Below are 20,302 nucleotides of genomic sequence, written 5' to 3'. Positions count from 1 at the left end.
CAGTACGATTGCCCTTTTCATTACTTCTTCTCCCAGACTTCCAATACCTTGTTGTCTCGATATGCGAGACCTCGAAACTTCCTTTTCGCGACGTCGTACGCTGACAAGAGATCGTTTGCCGCATCCCAGAACTCGCCACGAAACGTGGCCGGAGCTTCAATGGCGTAGTCGAAGTCAGGTTGCCATTTCACGGACTGCCAGCCAGCCGTCTGCGCCCATTCGTCGAGCGTTTGCTGGACGGTCTTTCCGACATCGGCATGCCACTCCTGGACGGGTGCTGGCCCGACCGCATTGCCGGTGATGGGAGCGTCGGTGCTGGATACGTCGACGGTAGCCACGACCGGGCCACTGCCCTTGGTGTCTACAGGCACCGTCTCGGCAGGGTGGGAACGACCGGTCGCAACGTCCGGCGCAGACGCTCCGATCGCGACTCCCATGAATGCCGCGAGACTCGACCCGTCAGGCACAGACGGGATCAGAGGCTGTGCGGCTGACTGGATGGGCGGGGCCGTCACGACGATCGGCTTGTAGGACGGATCCGGGCCTGCCGCTGCATCAGCGGCCGTGCGGCGAAATGCCAACTGTTCCCTGGTGGCGGGCGTCGACGCGCTACCGGTCTGCCTAGAAGGCGTCGCCATGCCGGTATAGCTACCCTCCGGGGGTAGGCCAGCCCGCCAAGCAAGTGCCTCCCGTCGCCCCAGCCTGAAGGCGAGGCGGGCTTCCATATGAGGAATGACGATATAGGGGGACTGGGCTTCCCATGCCAGCAAGATACGACCGCCTGGCGCATCGGCAAATATGGCGGGAATTTCGGTGCCTGGCGCGAATTGCAGATAAACCCTTTGGCCGTTGTCGAAGACCTGAACAGGAGAAATGCCACTGTCTCCCGATTGCTTCCAGTTGAATTCATAGAATGCGGGCCTCGCAACGGCAAACTCAGGCTGCGCGGCGACGGAGATCGGCGCGAGCAGCGCGAGGCAGGCGCCCGCGAATAGGGAGGAAAGGCGATGCTCCATTTAGTAGCTCCTGACGATGTTCGGGTCGAGCACGAGGTCTCGCGCGACGACGATGTTGATCTTGTCGGCCGGTTCGAGCGTGAGCGTTCGCTTGATCGATTGATTCCGCTGCAGGATTTGCCTGACCGTATCGCTGAGGGCCTGGCCAGCAGTGCCCGTCAGCGTCGACGTGGAGCTGCCGTTGTTTGATCCACTGCCGCCGACGTTGATTGTCACGTTCTGGCTGTTGTCATAGCGGCCCGCCAATGCCGCCACAGCAGCCACGCCAAATGCACTGCCAAACCGCTCCCAGAAGTGGTCGTCGACTTTCGCGGCAATGCCGGCAGCTCCTGTGCGATCAGATATGTCCCAACCGCCCAGGGCCACTCTGGCGCCGCTCGGAAAGTCCATTCTGTTGACCGACATAAGCATGCGGCTTTGGCCTTCGGCTATATCCGTGCTTACCTCCCCGGTAAGGGCTGTACCCTTTTCAATCAGAAGGTGCGTGCCATGAACGCTGTCGTAGATATCCGATGTCACCAATGCTCGGAAAGTGCCTGGGGCGTCAGTGTTTAACGACTGTTGAATCACTGCTGGAATGATCCAGCCTTCTCGGATGTAGTACGGGGATGGGGCAGCGGACGCGAAAAGGGGGGATTTGATGCCGGCAGAGTTACCGACCTGTCCTCCAGGGGCGGCCTGCGGCCCGACACCTTGCCCGACCGTGTTGGCCGACTGGCCTCCTGGCGGGACCGGAGGCACATTCGGTCGCGCGAATCCGCTGGTATCAATGCCGGCCGCGGCGGCGATCGCCGTGACGTCGCGAAGGGCGGATTCGGGTGTAGCCATTGCGCGCGGTGATGGGCCGGAAGCGCCCGCCACAGGTTCATCCTGCTCTTGGGATTCCCAGAAGCCAATTTCGATACCAGAGAGATCCTCTTGCTGTGCCAGTCTCGTATTGCCGCGGTGCTCTTCGATCCGTTTGGCATCGGCTTCTGTACGTGTGGGCTGAGATGGCGCCGCAGGCTCTGCCGGCTGACTCGGATCCTTCGCGGGCGCATGGACTGTCTCTTCCTCGTTGCGAGCCAGGCGGTCCCGAAGCTGGTCTGCAATCAGTCGTTGGACCGCAAACGGGTTACCAGCTTCCTTCGCTGCGCGATCTTGCTCTTCTTTTTTGGCGCGAGCTTCCGCGGCAGACTCGGGTGCCACCCCGGCGATTCGTCGAATCACGACAAAGCCGAGAACGACCGCAATGAACGTGATCAGCACGATCTTGACCAGTCCACGGGACACAGCTGTGCGACGCTGCGGAGACGCCCCGGCAGGAGAATTTGTGACGGCGCTCATTGGTACGACGCATTGTTGAGGTTTTTGACACCCGACACGCCGCAACCGAACAGGCCGCAGGCCTTACCTCGGCGGTTGAATACACGGACTTCGTCCTTACGCAGCTTGAGGAGCGCGCCGTCGGGAAACAGGCGCTGAACGACAAAGTAGTTGCGGCGTACCGTAAAGTTGACGAGCTCAGCAGTTCCATCGGCACCCAGCGCGAAGATGGCGGGAATCTCCTGTACATCGGAAGGAAGCTGGATCCAGGTGAACTTGCCGTCATCGAACACCATGGCCGGCTTGAAAGGTGCAACCCCGTCAATGCGATAGTCAAAGTTCGCCTTGGAGATGTCGACAATATCGGCCGGCCGTGCGTCGTGGTCTGACCGGCCACTAGGAGCGGGGCGGCGGGCGGCAGGCCCGGGAGCCTCCCACTCTGAGGCGGCCATCGGCCCATTCTGCATGCTCGGCATGGCGCTATTGCCGCCGAACGTGTCCAGGCCGGCCGAGGCCAGATCTTGGTCGGCGTCTCCGGTCCAATTCACGCGCTTGTAATACGAACCTTTCGAGGCAGAGACGAACGTGACCTGGTAGGTGCGCAGGTTCGTGATAATCGTGGCGGTATTGAGCAGGTTGTCGCCTTTCGACATCACAAACAAGTCGCGCTTCGTGCGCGCCGGCTTGAATGTCCAGCGGCTCGCGCTAGTGTCCGACGCGTAATAGCCCTTGAGGGTCTCCCCTGGCGCGAACTCCAGGTGGACCATCGTGAATGGGCGCATCAGCACGGGATAGTCGTAGTCGCGGTCAAAATTGAACGTGACCAGTCTCGCGTCTAGGGGCATAGGGACGGCCGCGTTGGGACCAGCATTGGCCCGTTTTTGAGCAAGTGCCACCTCTGCTCTGACGTCGCTCTCTTGTGCTGCGATGGTGCCCGAGCACAGCAGGCAGACGACAGCGGTAAGAATGCAAGTGACTCTGCGCATTACTGTGCTCCCAGAGGCCGGACGCTGCTGGGGCCGAAGTAATCGGTGAGCGTCCACCACTCGACCTTGACGCCCAGTGGATTGGATCGTTGCTCTTCGATGCCCTGTTTGTCTGTGGATAGCAAAAACCGGACGGTCAAGAGCTTGGTCTTGGGGTCGCCAAACTCCTTCCCGTTGACGCGCTCCTGAAGCGTCAGGAGCATGTAGGCTTGTTTGCCGTCTACGCTGTACGTAGTGGAATTCTCGGTGACCTCGCGTGTAAGGCCCTGCTGGTCTGCGATGCGAGCCCCAATGGGATCTACCTTGGCGAAGTAGTTCGTGACCTGGTCTGTGGCTGCGCCGATGGTCCAGCTGGTCGCCTTGGGAATGTCTACGTCGATTGAGTCGGACGGATTGGGCTTAATCGTCAGCAGCCAGGTCGCCCATTGGCGCAAAAAGAACGTCTTGTTAGCCGTTTCCGGGGTAAAGCGCTCTGCCACGCGATCAGAGATCCAGACGGCACCTGACCGCGCATCCCACTCGACAAAGTAGGGCGTCTGCTGCTTAAGCGGAACCAGTTGGAATAACGCAATTCCCTCAACGGTCGCAACGAGGAAAAATCCAAACGCGACGATTGCTGATCGATCGGCTTGTTGTAGGGGACGCTGAAAAACCGCGTAGTACAGGCGATGGGCGCGCTCGGTCAAGGGCAGCACATGTGCATCGAATTCTGGTGTGGCGGGTGCTTGACCAGCGGGGCCTGTAGTGTCCGCAGGGCGAAGATCGGGACGGCGGCGGCTCATGAAGCGGCTCATGAAATTGAGGGGCATGATTAGGCTCTGCGATGTTGGATGAGTGATGGCGCCGTGCGGTGAGCAAGTCCAATGCACTTATCTCTTGAAGAAAGTCCGTAGGAAGGGATAAACTGGGCCTGAAAGTTCGATCCGTGGCCTCGATTTATCTTGGCCAAACCAGCGGGCAGGGCGCCCATGCGGAGGCCCTCCATACCAGAATGATCCGAATTGCCGTTTGGTAGACTCGGATCCGTCGAACAAGAAACGTATGGGGTACTTTCCATGTCCAGAGCAAAACTCGTATTGCTGCTCACAGTCGTCGCGATCGCCGGCGGCGCGACGGTATTTGCGCTACAGAAGCCGCAAGAGCGCGCTGCAACTATGTCGATTGAGCAATCCAGCGTGGCGAAGCGCGAGTCTTTCAAGCAGATGACACCGCTTTGCCTGGCGGGCATGGACTGCCCTGCAAACGCAGCTGCTGGAGAGAAAAAATGAGCGGACTTGTTGGCTTCGTTGTTCTCGGGCTCTTGGCGCGCGCCTTCCTGAAGGGGTTCGCCTCGGCCGGCCGCGAGGAAGGCGGCGGCGAGACTTACGCGACCCGCTTCGACAAAGAATGGGAAGAAGACTGGGACCGCGAAGCGCGGGAAGGCTGATCGCATTACCGCTTGCCTCCGCTACGCAGGATTTTCGCGGCCACACCTCGGCCTACCATTCCGCGCCCGAAGCTCTGTGCGTTAGAGCTGCCGCCCGACACGAGCCCTTGAGCAAGACCTGGAACTTGCCACATCATGAAGGCTGCGATAAAGCCAAGAAGCGCGATAGCGATCATCGCGATCTCATTCGAAGCGAAATAGAGATCAGCTTCTTTTCGACTGTCGATCTTGTCGTAGAAACCGACCAAAGTCGGGACGATCCCTTTCGTTACCAGAACAGCGACGAACCACGCGACTAACTGCTGCAGCGACGCGGCGATCATGAAACGCAGCCAGCCATCGAACAAAAATGAGACGGCCGGAATGATGGAGAGGCCCACGAGCAATGGACCAAGGGCCAGGCCGAGCTGCAACATGACATACGACATTTGCAGGACGACGATGAATGCGATCGACATCAGCACCATCGCGATGATGGCAAGTACTTGGCACAGGAAGATCACCAAGATAATCGGCAGGTTCTTTAGGATCTCGAAGAAGCCAATCTGATCCTTGCTGACACATTCTGAAGGACGGGAGTCGACGATCCAGTCCAGAGGGTTCAGCGACCATCCACCGTGGATCTTGCAATAGAGCGACTTTTCAGATTCCTTCCGCTTGCCGTCGGCAATTAGCGAAATGGTATCCATCGTCAGCTTCAGTATTTCGACGGGATTCGCCGAGCCCTTTGTAATCTTGGTCGCGGCCTCTTGAGTGGCCGTAACGAACATATCGCGCGGCACCCCGTTCATGCTCTGGACGATTACCATGACAACCCCCATCCTCAAGATCAGGTTGAACAGGCTCACCAGAAACTTGACGGTGTCGCTGGCTAAAAAATAGTCGCGTAACAGGAACCACACGGCTGTGCCGGACGCTCCAACGGACAGGATGATCAGGCCTTCTTCTTTGAAGATATCGGCCATGGCAAAGCCTGCCGTGTTGACCGCCGAGAACGCTTGATTGAATAGGCTTGCGACGTCCACATCAGCCTCCGAATTGCCAGCCGAGCGTTCGCACGCCGGCGTCGAGCGCGTAAAGCGCCGTCAACGCAATCACGACGGCAATAAAGCCGGCGAGCGCATTGGGTGATGTGCAGTCGATCTGCACGATGGCGAGGGCCACCGAAAGGCGCAGGGATTTCGCTGCGGCACGTAGCGGTTTGTGCTCAAGTCTCCCGCGCGCGGCTATTTCAACGCGATACCTACGCCGCTCCCTGCACACGATTCTGAGCTCGTGACGACTACGGCAAAGGACCAAGAGCACCCGCCGGAGAGGCTTTCCAGTCATGTCTATAGACCGAATTCGAGTGCCGGCATCTTTCCGATGGCGGAGCGCTTGCTGGCAGCTTCCTTCGCGACCGCGTCGTAACGCAGTTGGGCACCTTCCACGGATAGCTTGTTGAGGTCTTCTTTCGTTGCTCGGTCTTGTAGATCGAGGACGACCTGACGCTGCATAAGGCTGCGCATTTCAAGAAGCTCCCCGGCCAAGACACTCGACTGCTGGTTCAGCAGCTGCAGGCCTTGGACGTTTCCCTCAATGCCCGGTATCTGTCGGGACAACTGCCGGAGATTCGCGGCACGAGACGCGAAGGCCTCCATCGTTGCAAAGTCCTGGTCTAGCTGTTTGCGGTAGACCCCGCCTTTAGTTTGTGCGAGGTGAACATAGGCCGTCCCCCAGCGCTCAGGCGTCATGTCTAGCGACTTCATCTCAGCGCTGGCGCTGTCGTACATGCGCTGAAGCTGCGACCCCGCCTGGTACAGGTCGGAGACACTCGAAACGAGATCGCGCATGGACAGGCCTTGGCCCCCATAAGCCTGATCCGCCAGGTTCAGCACGTTGCCGCCCAGGCGCTGTAGGTTCGTGATGTTCTGTTGCACCATCATCGTCTGTTGAGTCAGCTGCTGGGTCTGGTTCATAACGCTCAGCAGTTGTTGCGCGAAGTTGGCGCCGTCAAAGGTCGGAATCCCCGATGCCCTCGGCGCCGCGGTGATGCAACTTAGGGCGACCGCCGTGGCAGCGCGGATGAACGTCCTTCGGGTTGGTGATTGCATGCTCGGCTCCTCAATAATGAACACGGTTGTAGATTGCACCGTCGATGATTACGTCGATCGCGCGTGGCCCCTTGTATGGCAACCACACGACGCTGCTGTACACGTTTACGGTCGTCGGTACGCCGCCGCCTGCGTCGCCACCGAGACCGCAGTTATCGCAGACGTCCAACTGACCCACATACCCGCTCACGCACGCACGTGCACCGGCCGAGCCACCGTCGTCGCTGCTCGACTCCGATGGGGCGTAGCTTCCCTGAAGGAGGTACTTAGGCCGCAAGGGCCTTGTCTCGTCAGTCGCCGCACCTTGAGCGACGAATTGGCCGCGGCGAGCCGGCGTATAGCCTGTTGGGCAAAGGTCATAGGGCTCCCGCGATTTTTTGGCGTAATTGTTGTTTCCCGCGATGGCGCATGTCGGAAACGGGCCCGGGGGAACCGCGTTCAAGACGCGCCATAGGCGATTGAGATAGCCATTGCATTGGCTGGGAGGCTTCATCCCTGCAAGGCACAGCAACACACCGCATCCCCATTCAGATCCGCCAGGCTCGTACTCCGATGTGTCTGGAAGGTGGGGCAGGGCCCCTGCCGCGTGCGTGGCCAATGAGGCCAGCAGCAACGTAGCTGCGACTCCGACAACGAACTTACGGATTTGGGACACGTGACACCTCCTGGAAATATGCCTCACGCCAGTCCGGACGGCCGGATGCTCGGTGATGGTCAAACAGGGCCTGCGCATCAAGCTCGCTTCTGAGCACAGCCAAAGATCGCGGGTCCAGGCGGAGAGCTACCTTGCGCATGAACCCATCCTTCTGCGTGAGGAAGTAGTCTTGTTTCGGCGTACCTTCCGCCAATTGGTCTATTTGCTGAGGATTCAGGCCGAGTTCGGTGAAGGCCTTGCGCAGCGAAGGTGACGTCTTGGCTGCCGGGTACGGCAGAACGATTCGGTTCGGGACGTTGTCGCGGATAGAGGCGTAGATTGGGGAGTTGATGTAGCGCTCAGGCGATTGAGCGTCCATCCATACGCAGCCGAGGAGCTTGCGTAACGTGTCGATCCATTCCGCCAGTTTTCGTGCAAATATCGGCTCCTCCAGGTACCCCCACACCTCGGGCAACCCGATGAAGGTGGGCGCAACAAGGCCTGAGTTTCTGCGACTCTCGATCCTGTCCTGAATGCGATAGAAGCAATACAGAAGATAGGGAACGAGGACGTCTGGCTGAGACAGGAGCTTTCCCATTTCAATGCCCAACGCAGCGGCTGCCCGGCCAGTGGCGATCTCGTCAAAGATATCGAGTTCGTTATCGAACCAGCGTGCGTTTAAGCTATCTCCAACCCATTCCGAAAGTGCATTGCGGAATGAACCGACGGGGAGTTGGACGTAGACCGCGTGGAGCTTCCAGTCTTTGCGCCGCAGCTTTATGGTTCCAAGGAGGGCCTTTTCCAGCTCTTCGCGATCGGCGCTGGTTGCCGAGTAGCCGCGTCGTTCGGACAGCGTGCAGATCCAGTCTTTAACGAACTTAAGGTGTCGTACTTCGCCGATCAACGACAGTGGATTGACCGTCAGCCGGTCTGCGCTGGTGTCCTCAGGATCGCAGTAGACGCCGCCCTGCATCATGATTGGAATGCGGCTCGAAAATGTGCGGTCGAAGATGAATACGTCCGATCCGGTGTACTTGCGGAACAAAGTCCAGCCTAAGTTCACAATCGTTGTCTTGCCTAGGCCGGTCTCGCCGCAGACGAGCGTGTGCCCGATGTCATGGTAGAAGCCAGTCCAGAAATACGGGGTGCCGTAATCTGTGGGAAGCCCTGCAAGAGCCGGGGATGGGCGCTTCATCGTGGTGCTCAAGTGCCGATTCTCTTTCGACCCTTGCGACACGGTGCGCAGCGGTACTGCACGCGCCACAACTTCAGATCGAAGCGGTGCCCAGCGCGCGATGTCTCGCCAGGCGCCGGGGATGGACGCAGACCATGTGGATAGGGTGCCAAGCGTCTCGACGAGGGGCAAGAACTTCGCACTTATCAATGCGTCTCCGACTTTTCCCGCTGTAGCTCTGGCCTGTTTCATGGCCTCGTCCCAATCCTCGACGCGCTCGCCCTGGAACGGCGCGGAAAACGAGGTCACGCTGAGGGTGTACTGGCCGTAAGCGATCTTTCCCCGGTTCACGTCTTTCTTCAGGTCTTCCGTTTCGTCGGCTGCTTCAACGCGACCTCTGTCCTCGCGCGGCGAGTAATTTGGATCGCCGGAGTTCGCTGCTACAGAAGCCAAAGCCCGCAAGTCCAAAGCGCTGGTGCGGTGGTATGACCCCATCTTCTCGATCATTCGAGTGCTGGCGCTGGCATCTTGGATTCGATAGACGTGGCTGATTGTCACTTCGCCGGGAACCTTAAGAAGGTCGTCCAGCGCATGAGGACGGAGACGCGAAGGATAAAACTGGTGCGCGGCTGGCACGCCCGTGACCACACCAATGCGCTTGTAGCTCTCGGCTTTGAACAGGACGTAGTCCTCAGCGGGTATAACTTCCCCATTAGCCATCGATTCATCGAGGAAATCGACCATGGCCACCTCCGCACGACGTGGCGCCGCTGGAGCTGCGCACGACGCCAAGAAGGCGCCCAATGTGTCGCCGATGAGCCTTGTCAGCGTCAGCCCTGGCAGGCTGGCTCGCATCCGGGATAGGTGGTTTTCAAACTCCTTGACTGCAGCACTGAGCTCCACCGACGTATAGGCGAAGTCGGCTTGGTCGGACCATATGCCACGAAGCGCGTGAACGATCGCTTGGACAGGGCCAGCCTTTTCATGGGCCATCGCGTGGAAGAACCTGCCCGCGATGCGATCCAAGCCGGCGGAAGCGCTTAACGCGATGGCGACATAGTGCCGGTTTATGAAGTTGGATTTAGTCTTGAACGCGTTGCTGCGCTCGTCTTCGACGATCTGAGAGTACGGATCCGGCATGACCGCGGCGGTGTACGGATCACACTTTCGACGATGCGTGATGAACCAGAATGTCAACGGGTAGCGGCTGGCGACCTGAAATGCGTGTTCAGCTTGCTGCATGAGACCAAGCAGTTGCGCAGATGATTGACTATCGGTGTCTGGACCCGTGTACTCGAAGCAGGCCATCAACGAGGAATCCTTGTTGACGACGATTTGGTCGTTGTATCGGAACATCCACGGCAACAGTTCAGCCGTGGGCGCAAGGCCGCTTGCCCGGGCTGCTTCCAGTTCGCCCAACGTGCCGGCGTCGAGGCGGTAGCCCTCTTTCTCTGTCAATAGCATGGGAAATCTCTGCCGAAGCCGAAGGGGCGCTTGTTCCGCTTTTGGGTCCCAATAGCGCGAGGTGCGTAGTGGTCGTGCTGAGTCTTGTACGCCTGGTACACGTCGATCTTGTCGGGATCCTTGCTCATCACGTACCGCAGGCCGAAATAAATAGGTATGCCTATGAGTGCCAACCAGAAGCTACGGCTTATGACTGCAAAGAGCGGCACGAGCAATAGGAACGCGCCAGCAGCTCGACGGTCGAGGCCGATGATGCGGCGCTTCTCGATGAGGGCTTTGTCGATCTCGACTTCGAGCTCGTCGACCAGGTCGCGTTCGTCCATCGCCTTAGGCCCCGATGGTGCACATCAGGTTTCGCCCGGATATCAGTGCCACGACAGTCGCAATACCGAATATCGAAGCTATGCCTCCGGCAAGGCGCAGAGCGAAGACCTTAACTTTCGACTGACCATCGTCGAGCAACCACAGCAGAATTGCGCCTACGCAGGCGACTAGGACCACAACAGAAATCAGCTCGTTGTTGACCACGGCTTGGAAGCCGCTGCACAGTCGGCCGCCAAAAATGCTCTGCGCAGATGCAGGTGCTGGCATGAGCAAGGAAACTACTGCATAGCTCATTAGCAGTAGTCGATCTGCAGGCTTGGCGAGGGAGCGACCACGGGCCCATACTTGGAGCTGGTTCAGGCGGGGACTATTCATAGTGTTGGTCCTGGAGTTGGATTTTCGAAAACAACAGTCGGGTTTGGTACGAGCCGTTCGCGTCCACTCCCAAGATCTCTCTGATCTCGCGCGGGCCCCTGGATGGCCCGACGCGCTGGGCGTGGACAACGAATCTGAATGTGGATGCGATCTGGCGGCGGAGGTCGTGCAAGGGCCAGTTCTGGGTCTCTGGGGCCATCCGCAACATTGATTCCAGCCGCGGCAGTGCCATCGCGCTGGAGTCAGCATGTAGAGATACCTGGCTTCCCGGATGCCCGGTATTCAATGCATCCAATAGGTCGAAGGCTTCGGCACCGCGTACTTCGCCGAGAACAATGCGGTCAGGCCGACAACGAAGGCTGAGCCTCACGAGGTCGCGGACGCTGATTCCCAGCGCTTGGTTTGCCTCAAGCGCGACATGGTTGGGAACGTTCAAGCGTAGTTCGGCCGTATCCTCGACCGTAATGACCCGATCCGAGCAAGGAACGAGGTCCAGCAATGCGTTGAGTAGTGTCGTCTTGCCTGCTGACGTGGACCCGCTTAGAACAATGTTGTGACGCCGCTCCACAACCCACTGAAAGAAGTCCCGGATTGTTGAGCCACCACGTCGCATTGCGGCTTTTAGCGAATTGAGCTCACGCTGCTCGCTGGCGGCTTCTGAAGGATCCACCGCGACGACGTCGAAAGCGCCGTTTTCCACGTAGCTGTCCAGCGAAATCCGCCGGGCAGCAAAGCGGCGGACGCAGAGCATGGATCCGCGAAGTGCTGTGGGTTTACGCGCCGCCGCGATTCGGAGACCTGGCAGGCGCGCATCGAGCAGCGGGGCGTTGGGTTTTCCGTTCTTGCTGGCAATCAACGTGATCGCTCGATCGACCTGTTCTTCGCTCAACGTGGCGTCGACCCGGCGCATGACGCCCCGCTCCTCCACCCATATGTCGTCAGCAGCGTTGACCATTACTTCATTGATATCTTCGGAAGCGAGGTAGGGTTCAATCGCGCTCAAATGCTGGCGGAGGATGTCTTCGGCATAGGAGGTGGAAATATCCATCAACGGCGCCCCTCGGAATCTTGTGCCTGGGACTGCGGCTGATGTTGGGCCGACGTGGCGGCGAGCGTCGGGCCAGCCGCGGCAGCCTGCTGTGTTGCTGGCATCCGGCCTACTTGCAGGCCCCTTTCGCCTCGGGGCACAAAAGGAACGTGGACAGGGATCAAGGTTCCCGCGCGAATCGCACTGAGCTTTGCCTGGATCTTGTTCGCGTACGCCACACGCTTGTTGGGGCTTGCGGCGTTGTAGGCGCCTACGGCATCCCAGGTGACGCCTAGACGTTCAAAATTCTCGGCAAGGATCCACGCGCCTACGTACGCGGATACGCAGGGGTTGAAGAGGTCCTGTTTGGACACGCCAAACCGCTGCAACCGTTCGAGGTGCATGCTGTTTATCTGAGTCAGGCCGTAGTCGCATGAAGCGTTTGAATTGGCGCAATTGACAGCGTCTGCTTTGCCCGAAGATTCCTGCATAACAATGGCTTGCAAGAGTTGGACGTCTATTCGGTGGTAGGCGGCTGCTGCTGCGATGCAGTCAGCGTGCGCCGGCGAGGGAAGGAAGGCCCACATCGCTATGGCTGCGGCGAATCGATACCTGGTTGGGAACTGCACGGCGCACCTTGAAGGAAAAAGCCCCGCCGGGCACCGAGCCCGGCGGGTAAGCCAGCGGATCGGCAACGAGGGAAGCCGACGTGAGCACTTTCGCCGCGCGTCGGACATTTGGCACCTAGTGAATTAAAAAGCGTCGAAACGTTACTTTGCGACTGCGCTTGTCAGCCACTAAACGGTGTGATATCGGCTGGTGTCTATAGAGCGGCGTGAGGCGTATGTTTCCAACGCCGTGCCACTGGACGGAAACGTTTGGAAGCAAAGTGCTTCGAAGTAGTCGTTTCTTGCTGCGTGACAAACGAAACCAAATGCTTCGAAGGGGAAGGGGCCTAACCAAAGGCCGGGCACTTAAATATGTGCCCTCAAAAGGCGCAAACGCTTAAGGGTTAAGGGCGGAACCCAAGGGGGAAGGGCAACCGCAAGGGCCAAAAAGGTCGACAAAGGTTTTTGGGCGCCTCGATCTTGGGGCGGTGAAGATCACCGAGGCTCTCCTTTTGTCAACATGTCGCAAGAGGTTACGTGTTGGAGAGGCCTGGTTTTCGCATTGACCCGTAAGCACGCTGGCGGCGAGGCTTGTCGCATTTTCCTCGCTGCCCACGCCCCATGACATACCTTCGGCATTCCACCTTTCGCCCGATTCGGCCGCCTGGGGCAATGCCGTTGCCGGACAAGGCCAAAGCGGAGATGCACCGCGAGCTAGGGCGTGTCTGCAACGGGGCTCAGCTCGCAGTTGCCCTTATTTGGCTTGGTCGATTTGATGGCTGGCAGACGGCCACTAGCGGCGAAGGTGGTGCGGAACTCTACGACGTTGCGTGCCAACAGCTGAAGCGCCTGCGTGGCCCGTTCAGCAGTCCTATTAGCTTCGTGGAATGGCTCGTCGACCTGCCGTGTACTCGTTGGCGTGCAGCCACAATCGACTCTACCAGCCAATGGGACCCCCTCGCCGAGCGCTTTACAGACTTTCAAGCCGCTTCGGGCAAGCTTGTGGTGGTTTACGCCTCGGACGTGGGCGCAGACGCATGGCGCAGTTATGTTAGAGGCTACCTGGCAGCGGCGTTGGTGCAGCTTGAGAGTACGAATCATGCTGGCAATCGAGTCTGACGTTGTATTGCTCGCCTGTGCGGGCGCAGCCGCCGGCGCGCTGTATTGGTTGCGGAGGCCGATGACGGGCACGTCAAGCCAATCGCAGGTGGGGCCGGGCCCAGTCCAACAATCGGCTCCGAGCGCGCGGCACCTGGAAGTGTTGCCGGCACAACGCCTCTTTGACGTCACAGGGACCTGGCCTCTCGTAGAGTTGATTCGCCAGCGCATGGGATTCACTCCCGAGAATTTCGAGCGTGACGTGCGTCCGCTGCTAGCGGCATTTGCGGAATTCGTTCAGCTACTTCCAGCGTCTGAGTCGCATCATCACGCGCAACCAGGTGGGCTCCTGGTGCATCTGCTTGAGGTCGCTGCGCACGCGCTGCACTTCCGGGATGCCTACAAACTCCCACTGGGTGTGGCGCCGGAAGAGCAAACGCGGCTGGCTGCGCGGTACACGTATGCCGTGCTCGTCGCGGGCCTGCTGCACGACATTGGGAAGCCTGTTACCGACGTGGTGGTGCAGCTCCAAGGCGCATCTGGAGAATCAAAGCCTTGGGTGCCTTTGGGCGGAACAATGCAAGAGCAAGGGGCTGACTGGTACACCGTCGATTTCCCGGCTCAAAGAGAGTACCGGAAGCACGAACGGTTGGGGTTGCCCTTGTTGCGCACCCTTGTTCCAGGTAAAGCGCTTGCTTGGATTGGCGAACATAGTCCCCTTATGGACGAGCTCTTCGACTACTTGGGCGGAGAACAGAGAAAGGGAGTGATCGCCGAGCTCGTGGGTCGAGCCGACAGGGAATCGGTAGCGAGCAACTTAGCCACTGGTCCGAGAACGCGCTTTGCATCGGCGCGCGCCGTTCCTCTCATCGAACGGTTGATGGGCGGGCTGCGCCGCGTTCTGGCAGAAGGGTCTGTTTCGATCAATCGGGCTGGGGCAGTCGGATTTTGTGATGGTGAGTCGCTATGGTGCGTTTCCGGGTCAATTGCCAAGCTTGTCAGAGACCATCTGGCGCAGACCGAGCAGCGTAGGCCTGGCGCAGCGGGCATTCCAGACGATAACTCGCGGCTATTCGACACCTGGCAGGAATATGGCGCAGCGATATCAAATGAAGCTGGTGCAGCCATCTGGACCGTAAAAATCGCGATTGGGACGTGGTCCCAACGCCTTACCGTCCTTCGATTTCCCTTGTCGATACTGTTCCAGGACCCAGCCCAATATCCGGCGGCCCTGCCGCCTGGTGCAGTCTCTGTAGTTGATGTAAAAGCCCCGCGCGGCGCGGCAGGCGGAAACGCCGACGACCACTGTCCGCCCGCCTCGCCTGTGGCGCCATCGGCGCCGGCAGAGCAGATGCCGCCTGCGCACGAAGAGCCGATCATAGAAGCTACCGATGTTGGTGCAGGCGATGACACGCCTGTTGCTGGCACGAGCCCCGGCGTTGAAGACCTTCCCGAGATGGATGATCTCGATCCAGATGTTGTTGGCGTGGTGCAGGACAGCAATTCGTTACCTGCCTCGATCGAATTAGAAGCGGATGATCAGTATCTCGACGATATCGATAGCGCGATTCCGGAGCTGGTCCAATCCCCAGAGGTTGAAGCACCCGAATTGATGAGTGCGCCAGTTGCCCCACGTGTGAGGGCTGCGCCAGCTCCGGCGGCGCTGCCTGCCATGCCGGCTCGCAAGGCGAACGTAGAGCGCTTCATGGCCTGGATTCAATCCGGTGTCAGTTCTGGATCAATTGCATACAACGAGGCCAACGCCGCAGTGCATTTCTGTGAAGAAGGCATGCTTCTGGTGTCGCCAAAGATCTTCAAGGACTACGCGGACAACTTCGAGGCGCGGATCGACATGCCCACGTCTACAGATGGCGCGCCATCCAAGGAGCCGTGGCGGGTTCTGCAACAGCAGTTTCAAAAGTCGGAGTACCCGCAGAAGAGCGGAAGCGGCTCTTTTCTCCACCGATACAACGTCAGTGGTCCAGGCGGCAAACAGTTGACGGGGATCTTGATCCCCGGACCGGAACGCTTCTTTCAGCCCGTCCCTGCGGCCAACCAGTTATTGAAATCGGCGTCCGCCGGTGCGAGCGCCTGATCTATGTCCCACCCTTACGAGAACCTCTTTCGGCGCCCATATGAAGTAGTTTCGTCGATGGCCGCACTTGCATCGGTCGGTGCGCTTTGGACCTATCAAGGGTTGTTTTTGGTTACCCCTGCGACAGGGGGAGTTTTAAGTGTAGGACTGCTCTCGCTGGCCGCCATTCGAGCTCGGCAAGCGAGACGCCTCATCCGATTCCAACGCAACCTCCGGAGTCTACCCACCTATTCGCTTGCCGCTGACGAGATCCCGTGCTCGTCAACAGAGTTGTTCCTTGGTAAAGGCTTCTATTGGACGCAAGAACACACGCAGCGTCTGTACACCGCCCGCCTTCCACAATACAAGCACTTGACGGCCCGCAATGAGCTGTATCAGTGGGCCCGTCGGATGGAGCGACAGCACTCTGGTTGGATCGCAAATCAGCTCAAGAGGGACGCGTGGTGGAACTCGGTCAAGCCGCTGCCGCCAGTGGGCGGAGACCCCGTTATTCATGGCGTCGAGCCCGACGAGCGCGATATATGGTCCAGCCTTGGGGAGCGTGTCGGGCATACGCTTGTACTGGGAACTACGCGCGTCGGCAAGACTCGCCTTTGCGAATTGCTGGTGACGCAGGACATTCGCCGCGGCGACGTTGTAATTGTTTTTGATCCCAAGGGAGACGTTGAGCTGCTGCTCCGAATGTATGCGGAAGCATGCCGCGCGGGCCGCGAGAAGGACTTCCACTTTTTCCACCTCGGATATCCGGATGCCTCGTCCAGATATTCACCAATTGCGACTTTCTCGCGTATTACGGAAGTCGCAACGCGGCTCGCCGGTCAGCTACCGTCCGAGGGACAAGCCGCTGCGTTCAGAGAGTTCGTTTGGCGCTACATCAACGTGATGGCGCGCGCGATGGTGGCGCTGGGGATGAAGCCCAGTTATGAGGTCATCTATCAAAACGCGGTAAACATCGACGACCTGTGCTTGAAGTATTTCGAATACTGGCTCGACCGCGATCACATGGGCTGGCGTGACGAGATGTCGGAGCCGGACAAGCAACTCCAGGCACAAGCGCAAAAGACAGGTCGAGCGATGTATCCGCTCCAGATCCTCAAGCTAATCCGGGACAAGGGCTGGCATGACCAGATCGCGGACGGTCTCGCGAGCGTTCTCACAAACGACCGATCGTATTTTGAGAAGCTGGTGTCGTCTCTCTATCCACTGCTGGAAAAGCTAACCACTGGACCAGTATCCAAGCTCCTGTCTCCAGATTATTCGGATCCCTCAGATCCGCGCACTGTATTCGACTGGCAGAAGATCATCGACACAGGCGGAATCGTCTATGTGGGACTGGACGCGCTCAGCGATTTCGAAGTCGCCGGCGCAGTCGGAAATTCAATGTTTGCCGACCTTACCTCTACTGCCGGGCGTCTATACAAATTCGGCTCCGGTTATGGACAGGCAATTCCCGGTAAAAAGCGAAACGTGTGTATCCATGCGGACGAGTTCAATGAGCTTGTCGGGGACGAGTTCATTCCGATGGTAAACAAGGCCGGCGGCGCGGGCTATCAGGTCACGGCGTACACCCAGACAGGCTCGGATGTGGAATCCAGGATCGGGTCGAAAGCGAAGGCGGATCAGATCTTCGGCAATTTCAACACGCTCGTGATGCTCCGAGTGAAGAACCTGCCCACAGCTGAAATTCTCACAGACCAACTCCCGAAGGTACAGATCTACACGCGCCAGTTGGACTCTGCGACTGGGGATGGAACAGATGATGGAGTAACCGATTTCACATCCCGAACGCAGGACAAGTATTCGCCGCGGGAGGTGCCGTTAGTAGACCCGTCAGACCTGGTGCAGTTGCCAAAGGGGCAGGCCTTCGCCCTTATTGAGGGCGGTCAGCTCGTAAAGCTGCGGCTACCTTTGGCAAGTAAGGATTCTGATCACCTCATGCCTGCCGGCTTAGCCGACGTCGTTAAGAGCATGCGTTCGACCTATAAGGCGTATTCGGACGCAGTTGATGCCGGCCTGTCCGTCGACATGCACGACTTCGACAGCACGGTTTCAGCCTCTGAGCGTGCGGGCGAGGTCTCGTCCAATGTGACCGTGGAGGGTAGTGGCCGTGGCTTCTAAGGACAGAGCTTCCGGCGAGGATGCGGTGCGTGCCTTCTTTTGGCCTATTCACGCCGTTCTGCATCTATCAGTTTGGCTAATCGTGGTGATGTTCCTGTCCATCGTGGTGTCTCTCACAGTCGCGGTGGCCTTGCAGACCGACAAAGCCCCATCCAGGTACATGAGCGACCTGGTCGACTACTACCTGGAGCAAGCTCCAAATAAGAAGGCCGCCAATGACGCTGCCGGAATTTCTCGGGCATTGGTATTCGGTTGGCCTGGTGTGGCCGCTGCCCTGTCCGACGAGGCGAAGCCGGGTCCTAGCCTCCTTGGCGGGGCGATGCAAAGGTCCACACAGGGGCAGGGCCGCGAGCTGATACTGGTGACCATGCACGCCGTTGAGCTGCTGGGTGTCCGACTGCTATTGCTGTTTAGCGCGTTGCCGGCGCTCGGGTTGTTATTGACGATTGCACTAACGGACGGCCTGGTCGCGCGGTACGTCCGGCGAGAGTGCGGGGGGCATGAATCCGCAACCCGACACACGCGCGCCAAACGTCTGCTGAATCGGGGCATCGTGCCAATGGTAGCCGTGGTATGGCTCATCGTGCCAGCCCGGATGTCTCTGGCGCTGTTCTTCTTACCCGTTGCAGTGGGTGGCGCGGTCCTCGTGTGGGTCATGGCCAAGTACTTCAAGAAATACTTATAACAACGAACTGAACGCCGTCCTAGGACGGTCAGGATGAACGAATGAAAGAGATCATGCGCTTTGCAGTTGGGGACGTCTTTCTGTGTGTTGAGGAACAACCCAGTGCGGAGCACGTAGTGCTGCGCGTTCGCGAAAGGAAGGGCAATGGCCGCCCTGGTCGTACATTGGGTGCGGAGACACAGCGGCGCTCAGAGCTGTTCGCGATCGGGATGGGGCTGCACGCCGTCGCGAGTACGCTGATTCCTGAGCAGTCGTTCGATCAAAGCAAAACTATGGGAGCTTCACGAAGAAAGATGAATCGGATTCCCCTGCGTGAGCAAGAACGACAAGCCTTGAATCGAATTCTGGCTGGGGACCCGACGGAGCCTCAACGCAGCATCCAGATTGTCAATGCGATGTATCGCAAGCTGCAACGCCGAATGCACGTCGTTCAGCGGTGCGTGCAACTAATGGAGGTGCTGAGCGACCAGGATGCGCATCAGATTGACCTGCTGCTTGCGCTCGCGGCAACGGGGCGTCCGTTGCCGTTTTCGATCCACGTCGGTCTGGAGCCGTCCGGGGAGTTAGAAGGAGCGCGCAACGGTGTCACGCATTGACAGTACGCATCGGCTGTTGAAGCCACGCGTCTTCCAGTCGTCGCATGGCGTCATGGACCTGGTTCGGAGCCAGATGCGCGTATCGCTCCGTCATTTCGATAGACGAGTGACCGAGAAGGTCGCGCACGACCAGCAATGGTACGCCGGCCATCACCAGCCACGACGCGCATGTGTGGCGAAGATCGTGGATCCGGAAGTCTTCGATATTTGCCTTGGTGCAGACGGTGCGAAAGCCCTTCTGAACGGTGCTCAAAGGCTTGGTGTGGTCTCGGGGAGAGGGAAAGACCCAGGGCGATGTGGGGCAGTGTTCCGCGCGCCATGCGGCCATGGTGTCCAGCGCCTCAAGCGCCGGTGCGTTAAGCGGGATGATGCGGTGCTTTTTTGTTTTCGTGTCTTCGCTTTCGAGCGTTATAAGACCCTCTTCAGTGCGCACGCGCTGCAGACGCAGCCTGAGCAGTTCATTCCGGCGGCAGCCGGTGTGCAAAGCCAATTGGATAAACGAGGGAAGGTGCGGCCGCACCGCCATCGCTTGAGCTACAGAGATCAGGCGCTGCGCTTCGGCCCGTGTGATCCATCGTGTTCTGCCTTCGGGCACCGGCAATGCCATGCCGACAAGGGCATTTGGCAAGTTGAGCTCGTGCAGGAAGTTGTACCAATTGATCGCCGCGCTCATGTCGTCCAGCTCGCGGTTGATCGTAGCAGGGCTGACGCCAGCTGTTTTCCGAAGGGTGATGTACCGATTGACGGTGGCACGTCTCAAACTGCATACCGTACGCCCCTTGAAGAAGCGGTCGAGCTGCAATTGGCTGTACCGAAATCGCTCCGTATCTTTGCCGGACGCCTGGTACACCTGCATCACAGCATCGTAGGTCGGATTCTCGTCGACCACGCCTTCGTCGTGGATGTTCTGCGCTGGGTCCTTCACGCCATCGATCGGCGGACGCGCTGGGGCCAGTTGGCCGGGAACGTGGTGGGCTGATGCGAGAGTATGGTCCATGTCAGTGGCCGGCCGTTACGCGCGGAAAGCGCTCGGGGAGGAGGTCACGAACGACCGACATTCGCAAATATCTGGCAAATGATGATAACATATTGACATGAATCGATATTTTCGCATAACCGCGACGTCCTTTGCCCGTAAGCGCTCAGAGTGCTTGCGGGATTTCGTCCTGGAATCGGGCCAGGGCGGAGCCAAAGACGTATCGATTCAAAAGCTTGGCGATTTTGCTCGGGCCTCGAAGACCACTGCGTTCGGGACGCAGGAGTCGGAGGTTCGAATCC

19 protein-coding genes are annotated in these 20,302 nt (G+C 58.9%); 6 read left to right on the top strand and 13 right to left on the bottom strand.

The genetic code is table 11. The features are described from left to right. Positions 1-20 precede the first annotated feature (20 nt). The 4 genes from B3098_RS18945 to B3098_RS18930 all read right to left on the bottom strand — a co-directional run bounded on the left by B3098_RS18945 (position 21) and on the right by B3098_RS18930 (position 4,116). Positions 21-1,016 carry a TcpQ domain-containing protein gene (locus tag B3098_RS18945; protein WP_175156518.1) on the bottom strand — a complete coding sequence of 332 codons (996 nt, stop codon included), beginning with the start codon at positions 1,014-1,016 and terminating at the stop codon, positions 21-23. Then, positions 1,017-2,264, bottom strand: coding sequence for a TrbI/VirB10 family protein (locus B3098_RS18940; protein WP_175156517.1), 1,248 nt, complete (start codon positions 2,262-2,264; stop codon positions 1,017-1,019). It abuts the gene before it with no gap. Between the two features lie 74 nt (positions 2,265-2,338). Then, on the bottom strand, positions 2,339-3,307 hold the full coding sequence (locus B3098_RS18935) for a TrbG/VirB9 family P-type conjugative transfer protein (protein WP_175156516.1): 969 nt from the start codon (positions 3,305-3,307) through the stop codon (positions 2,339-2,341). Beyond that, positions 3,307-4,116 carry a VirB8/TrbF family protein gene (locus B3098_RS18930; protein WP_175156515.1) on the bottom strand — a complete coding sequence of 270 codons (810 nt, stop codon included), beginning with the start codon at positions 4,114-4,116 and terminating at the stop codon, positions 3,307-3,309. The genes B3098_RS18935 and B3098_RS18930 overlap by 1 nt, the downstream gene beginning before the upstream one ends. 246 nt (positions 4,117-4,362) lie before the next feature. Between B3098_RS18930 and B3098_RS18925 the strand changes: the two genes are divergently transcribed. Both B3098_RS18925 and B3098_RS18920 read left to right on the top strand, forming a co-directional pair. Then, positions 4,363-4,575, top strand: coding sequence for a hypothetical protein (locus tag B3098_RS18925; RefSeq protein WP_100854041.1), 213 nt, complete (start codon positions 4,363-4,365; stop codon positions 4,573-4,575). Further along, positions 4,572-4,733, top strand: a complete 162-nt coding sequence (locus B3098_RS18920) for a hypothetical protein (RefSeq protein ID WP_157814457.1) — start codon at positions 4,572-4,574, stop codon at positions 4,731-4,733. The genes B3098_RS18925 and B3098_RS18920 overlap by 4 nt, the downstream gene beginning before the upstream one ends. A gap of 5 nt (positions 4,734-4,738) precedes the next feature. Here the strand turns inward: B3098_RS18920 and B3098_RS18915 are convergent, their stop codons facing one another. From B3098_RS18915 to B3098_RS18880, 8 genes are all read right to left on the bottom strand, one after another. Beyond that, on the bottom strand, positions 4,739-5,758 hold the full coding sequence (locus B3098_RS18915; RefSeq protein ID WP_100854042.1) for a type IV secretion system protein: 1,020 nt from the start codon (positions 5,756-5,758) through the stop codon (positions 4,739-4,741). 1 nt (position 5,759) lies between these two features. Continuing rightward, on the bottom strand, positions 5,760-5,897 hold the full coding sequence (locus B3098_RS18910; RefSeq protein ID WP_286898397.1) for a hypothetical protein: 138 nt from the start codon (positions 5,895-5,897) through the stop codon (positions 5,760-5,762). Positions 5,898-6,064: 167 nt separating this feature from the next. Then, entirely contained in the window at positions 6,065-6,826 is a 762-nt protein-coding gene (locus B3098_RS18905; protein ID WP_088588783.1) for a hypothetical protein, read from the bottom strand. Between the two features lie 638 nt (positions 6,827-7,464). Further along, complete coding sequence (locus B3098_RS18900; RefSeq protein WP_175156514.1) at positions 7,465-10,098, bottom strand: VirB4 family type IV secretion system protein; 2,634 nt, start codon at positions 10,096-10,098, stop codon at positions 7,465-7,467. Next, positions 10,089-10,421, bottom strand: coding sequence for a VirB3 family type IV secretion system protein (locus B3098_RS18895; RefSeq protein ID WP_088588785.1), 333 nt, complete (start codon positions 10,419-10,421; stop codon positions 10,089-10,091). The genes B3098_RS18900 and B3098_RS18895 overlap by 10 nt, the downstream gene beginning before the upstream one ends. A gap of 4 nt (positions 10,422-10,425) precedes the next feature. Beyond that, positions 10,426-10,797, bottom strand: coding sequence for a hypothetical protein (locus B3098_RS18890; RefSeq protein WP_088588786.1), 372 nt, complete (start codon positions 10,795-10,797; stop codon positions 10,426-10,428). Next, complete coding sequence (locus tag B3098_RS18885) at positions 10,790-11,845, bottom strand: CpaF family protein (protein WP_175156513.1); 1,056 nt, start codon at positions 11,843-11,845, stop codon at positions 10,790-10,792. Before B3098_RS18885 ends, B3098_RS18890 begins: the two co-directional genes overlap by 8 nt. Beyond that, positions 11,845-12,411 (bottom strand): lytic transglycosylase domain-containing protein, encoded by a 567-nt coding sequence (locus B3098_RS18880; protein WP_276529890.1) that lies wholly within the window; start codon positions 12,409-12,411, stop codon positions 11,845-11,847. Before B3098_RS18880 ends, B3098_RS18885 begins: the two co-directional genes overlap by 1 nt. Before the next feature lie 1,120 nt (positions 12,412-13,531). Between B3098_RS18880 and mobH the strand changes: the two genes are divergently transcribed. The 4 genes from mobH to B3098_RS18860 are packed head-to-tail and all read left to right on the top strand — an operon-like array spanning position 13,532 to position 19,024. After that, positions 13,532-15,625: a MobH family relaxase gene (gene mobH / locus B3098_RS18875; protein WP_175156511.1), complete on the top strand. Its 2,094-nt coding sequence runs from the start codon at positions 13,532-13,534 to the stop codon at positions 15,623-15,625. Between the two features lie 3 nt (positions 15,626-15,628). After that, entirely contained in the window at positions 15,629-17,743 is a 2,115-nt protein-coding gene (gene traD / locus B3098_RS18870) for a type IV conjugative transfer system coupling protein TraD (RefSeq protein WP_175156510.1), read from the top strand. Further along, on the top strand, positions 17,733-18,428 hold the full coding sequence (locus B3098_RS18865) for a DUF4400 domain-containing protein (RefSeq protein ID WP_263903128.1): 696 nt from the start codon (positions 17,733-17,735) through the stop codon (positions 18,426-18,428). Before traD ends, B3098_RS18865 begins: the two co-directional genes overlap by 11 nt. A gap of 41 nt (positions 18,429-18,469) precedes the next feature. Beyond that, entirely contained in the window at positions 18,470-19,024 is a 555-nt protein-coding gene (locus tag B3098_RS18860) for a hypothetical protein (protein ID WP_175156508.1), read from the top strand. Here B3098_RS18860 and B3098_RS18855 read toward each other — a convergent pair. Beyond that, positions 19,014-20,021, bottom strand: a complete 1,008-nt coding sequence (locus B3098_RS18855) for a site-specific integrase (RefSeq protein WP_254607190.1) — start codon at positions 20,019-20,021, stop codon at positions 19,014-19,016. The genes B3098_RS18860 and B3098_RS18855 overlap by 11 nt on opposite strands. Positions 20,022-20,302: the final 281 nt, after the last annotated feature.

Source organism: Achromobacter sp. UBA2119, from assembly GCF_002331005.1.
GTDB classification, from domain to species: Bacteria; Pseudomonadota; Gammaproteobacteria; order Burkholderiales; family Burkholderiaceae_B; genus Achromobacter; species Achromobacter animicus.
Note: the sequence above shows the minus strand (reverse complement) of the source record. Positions and strands in the feature narration are given on the sequence as shown.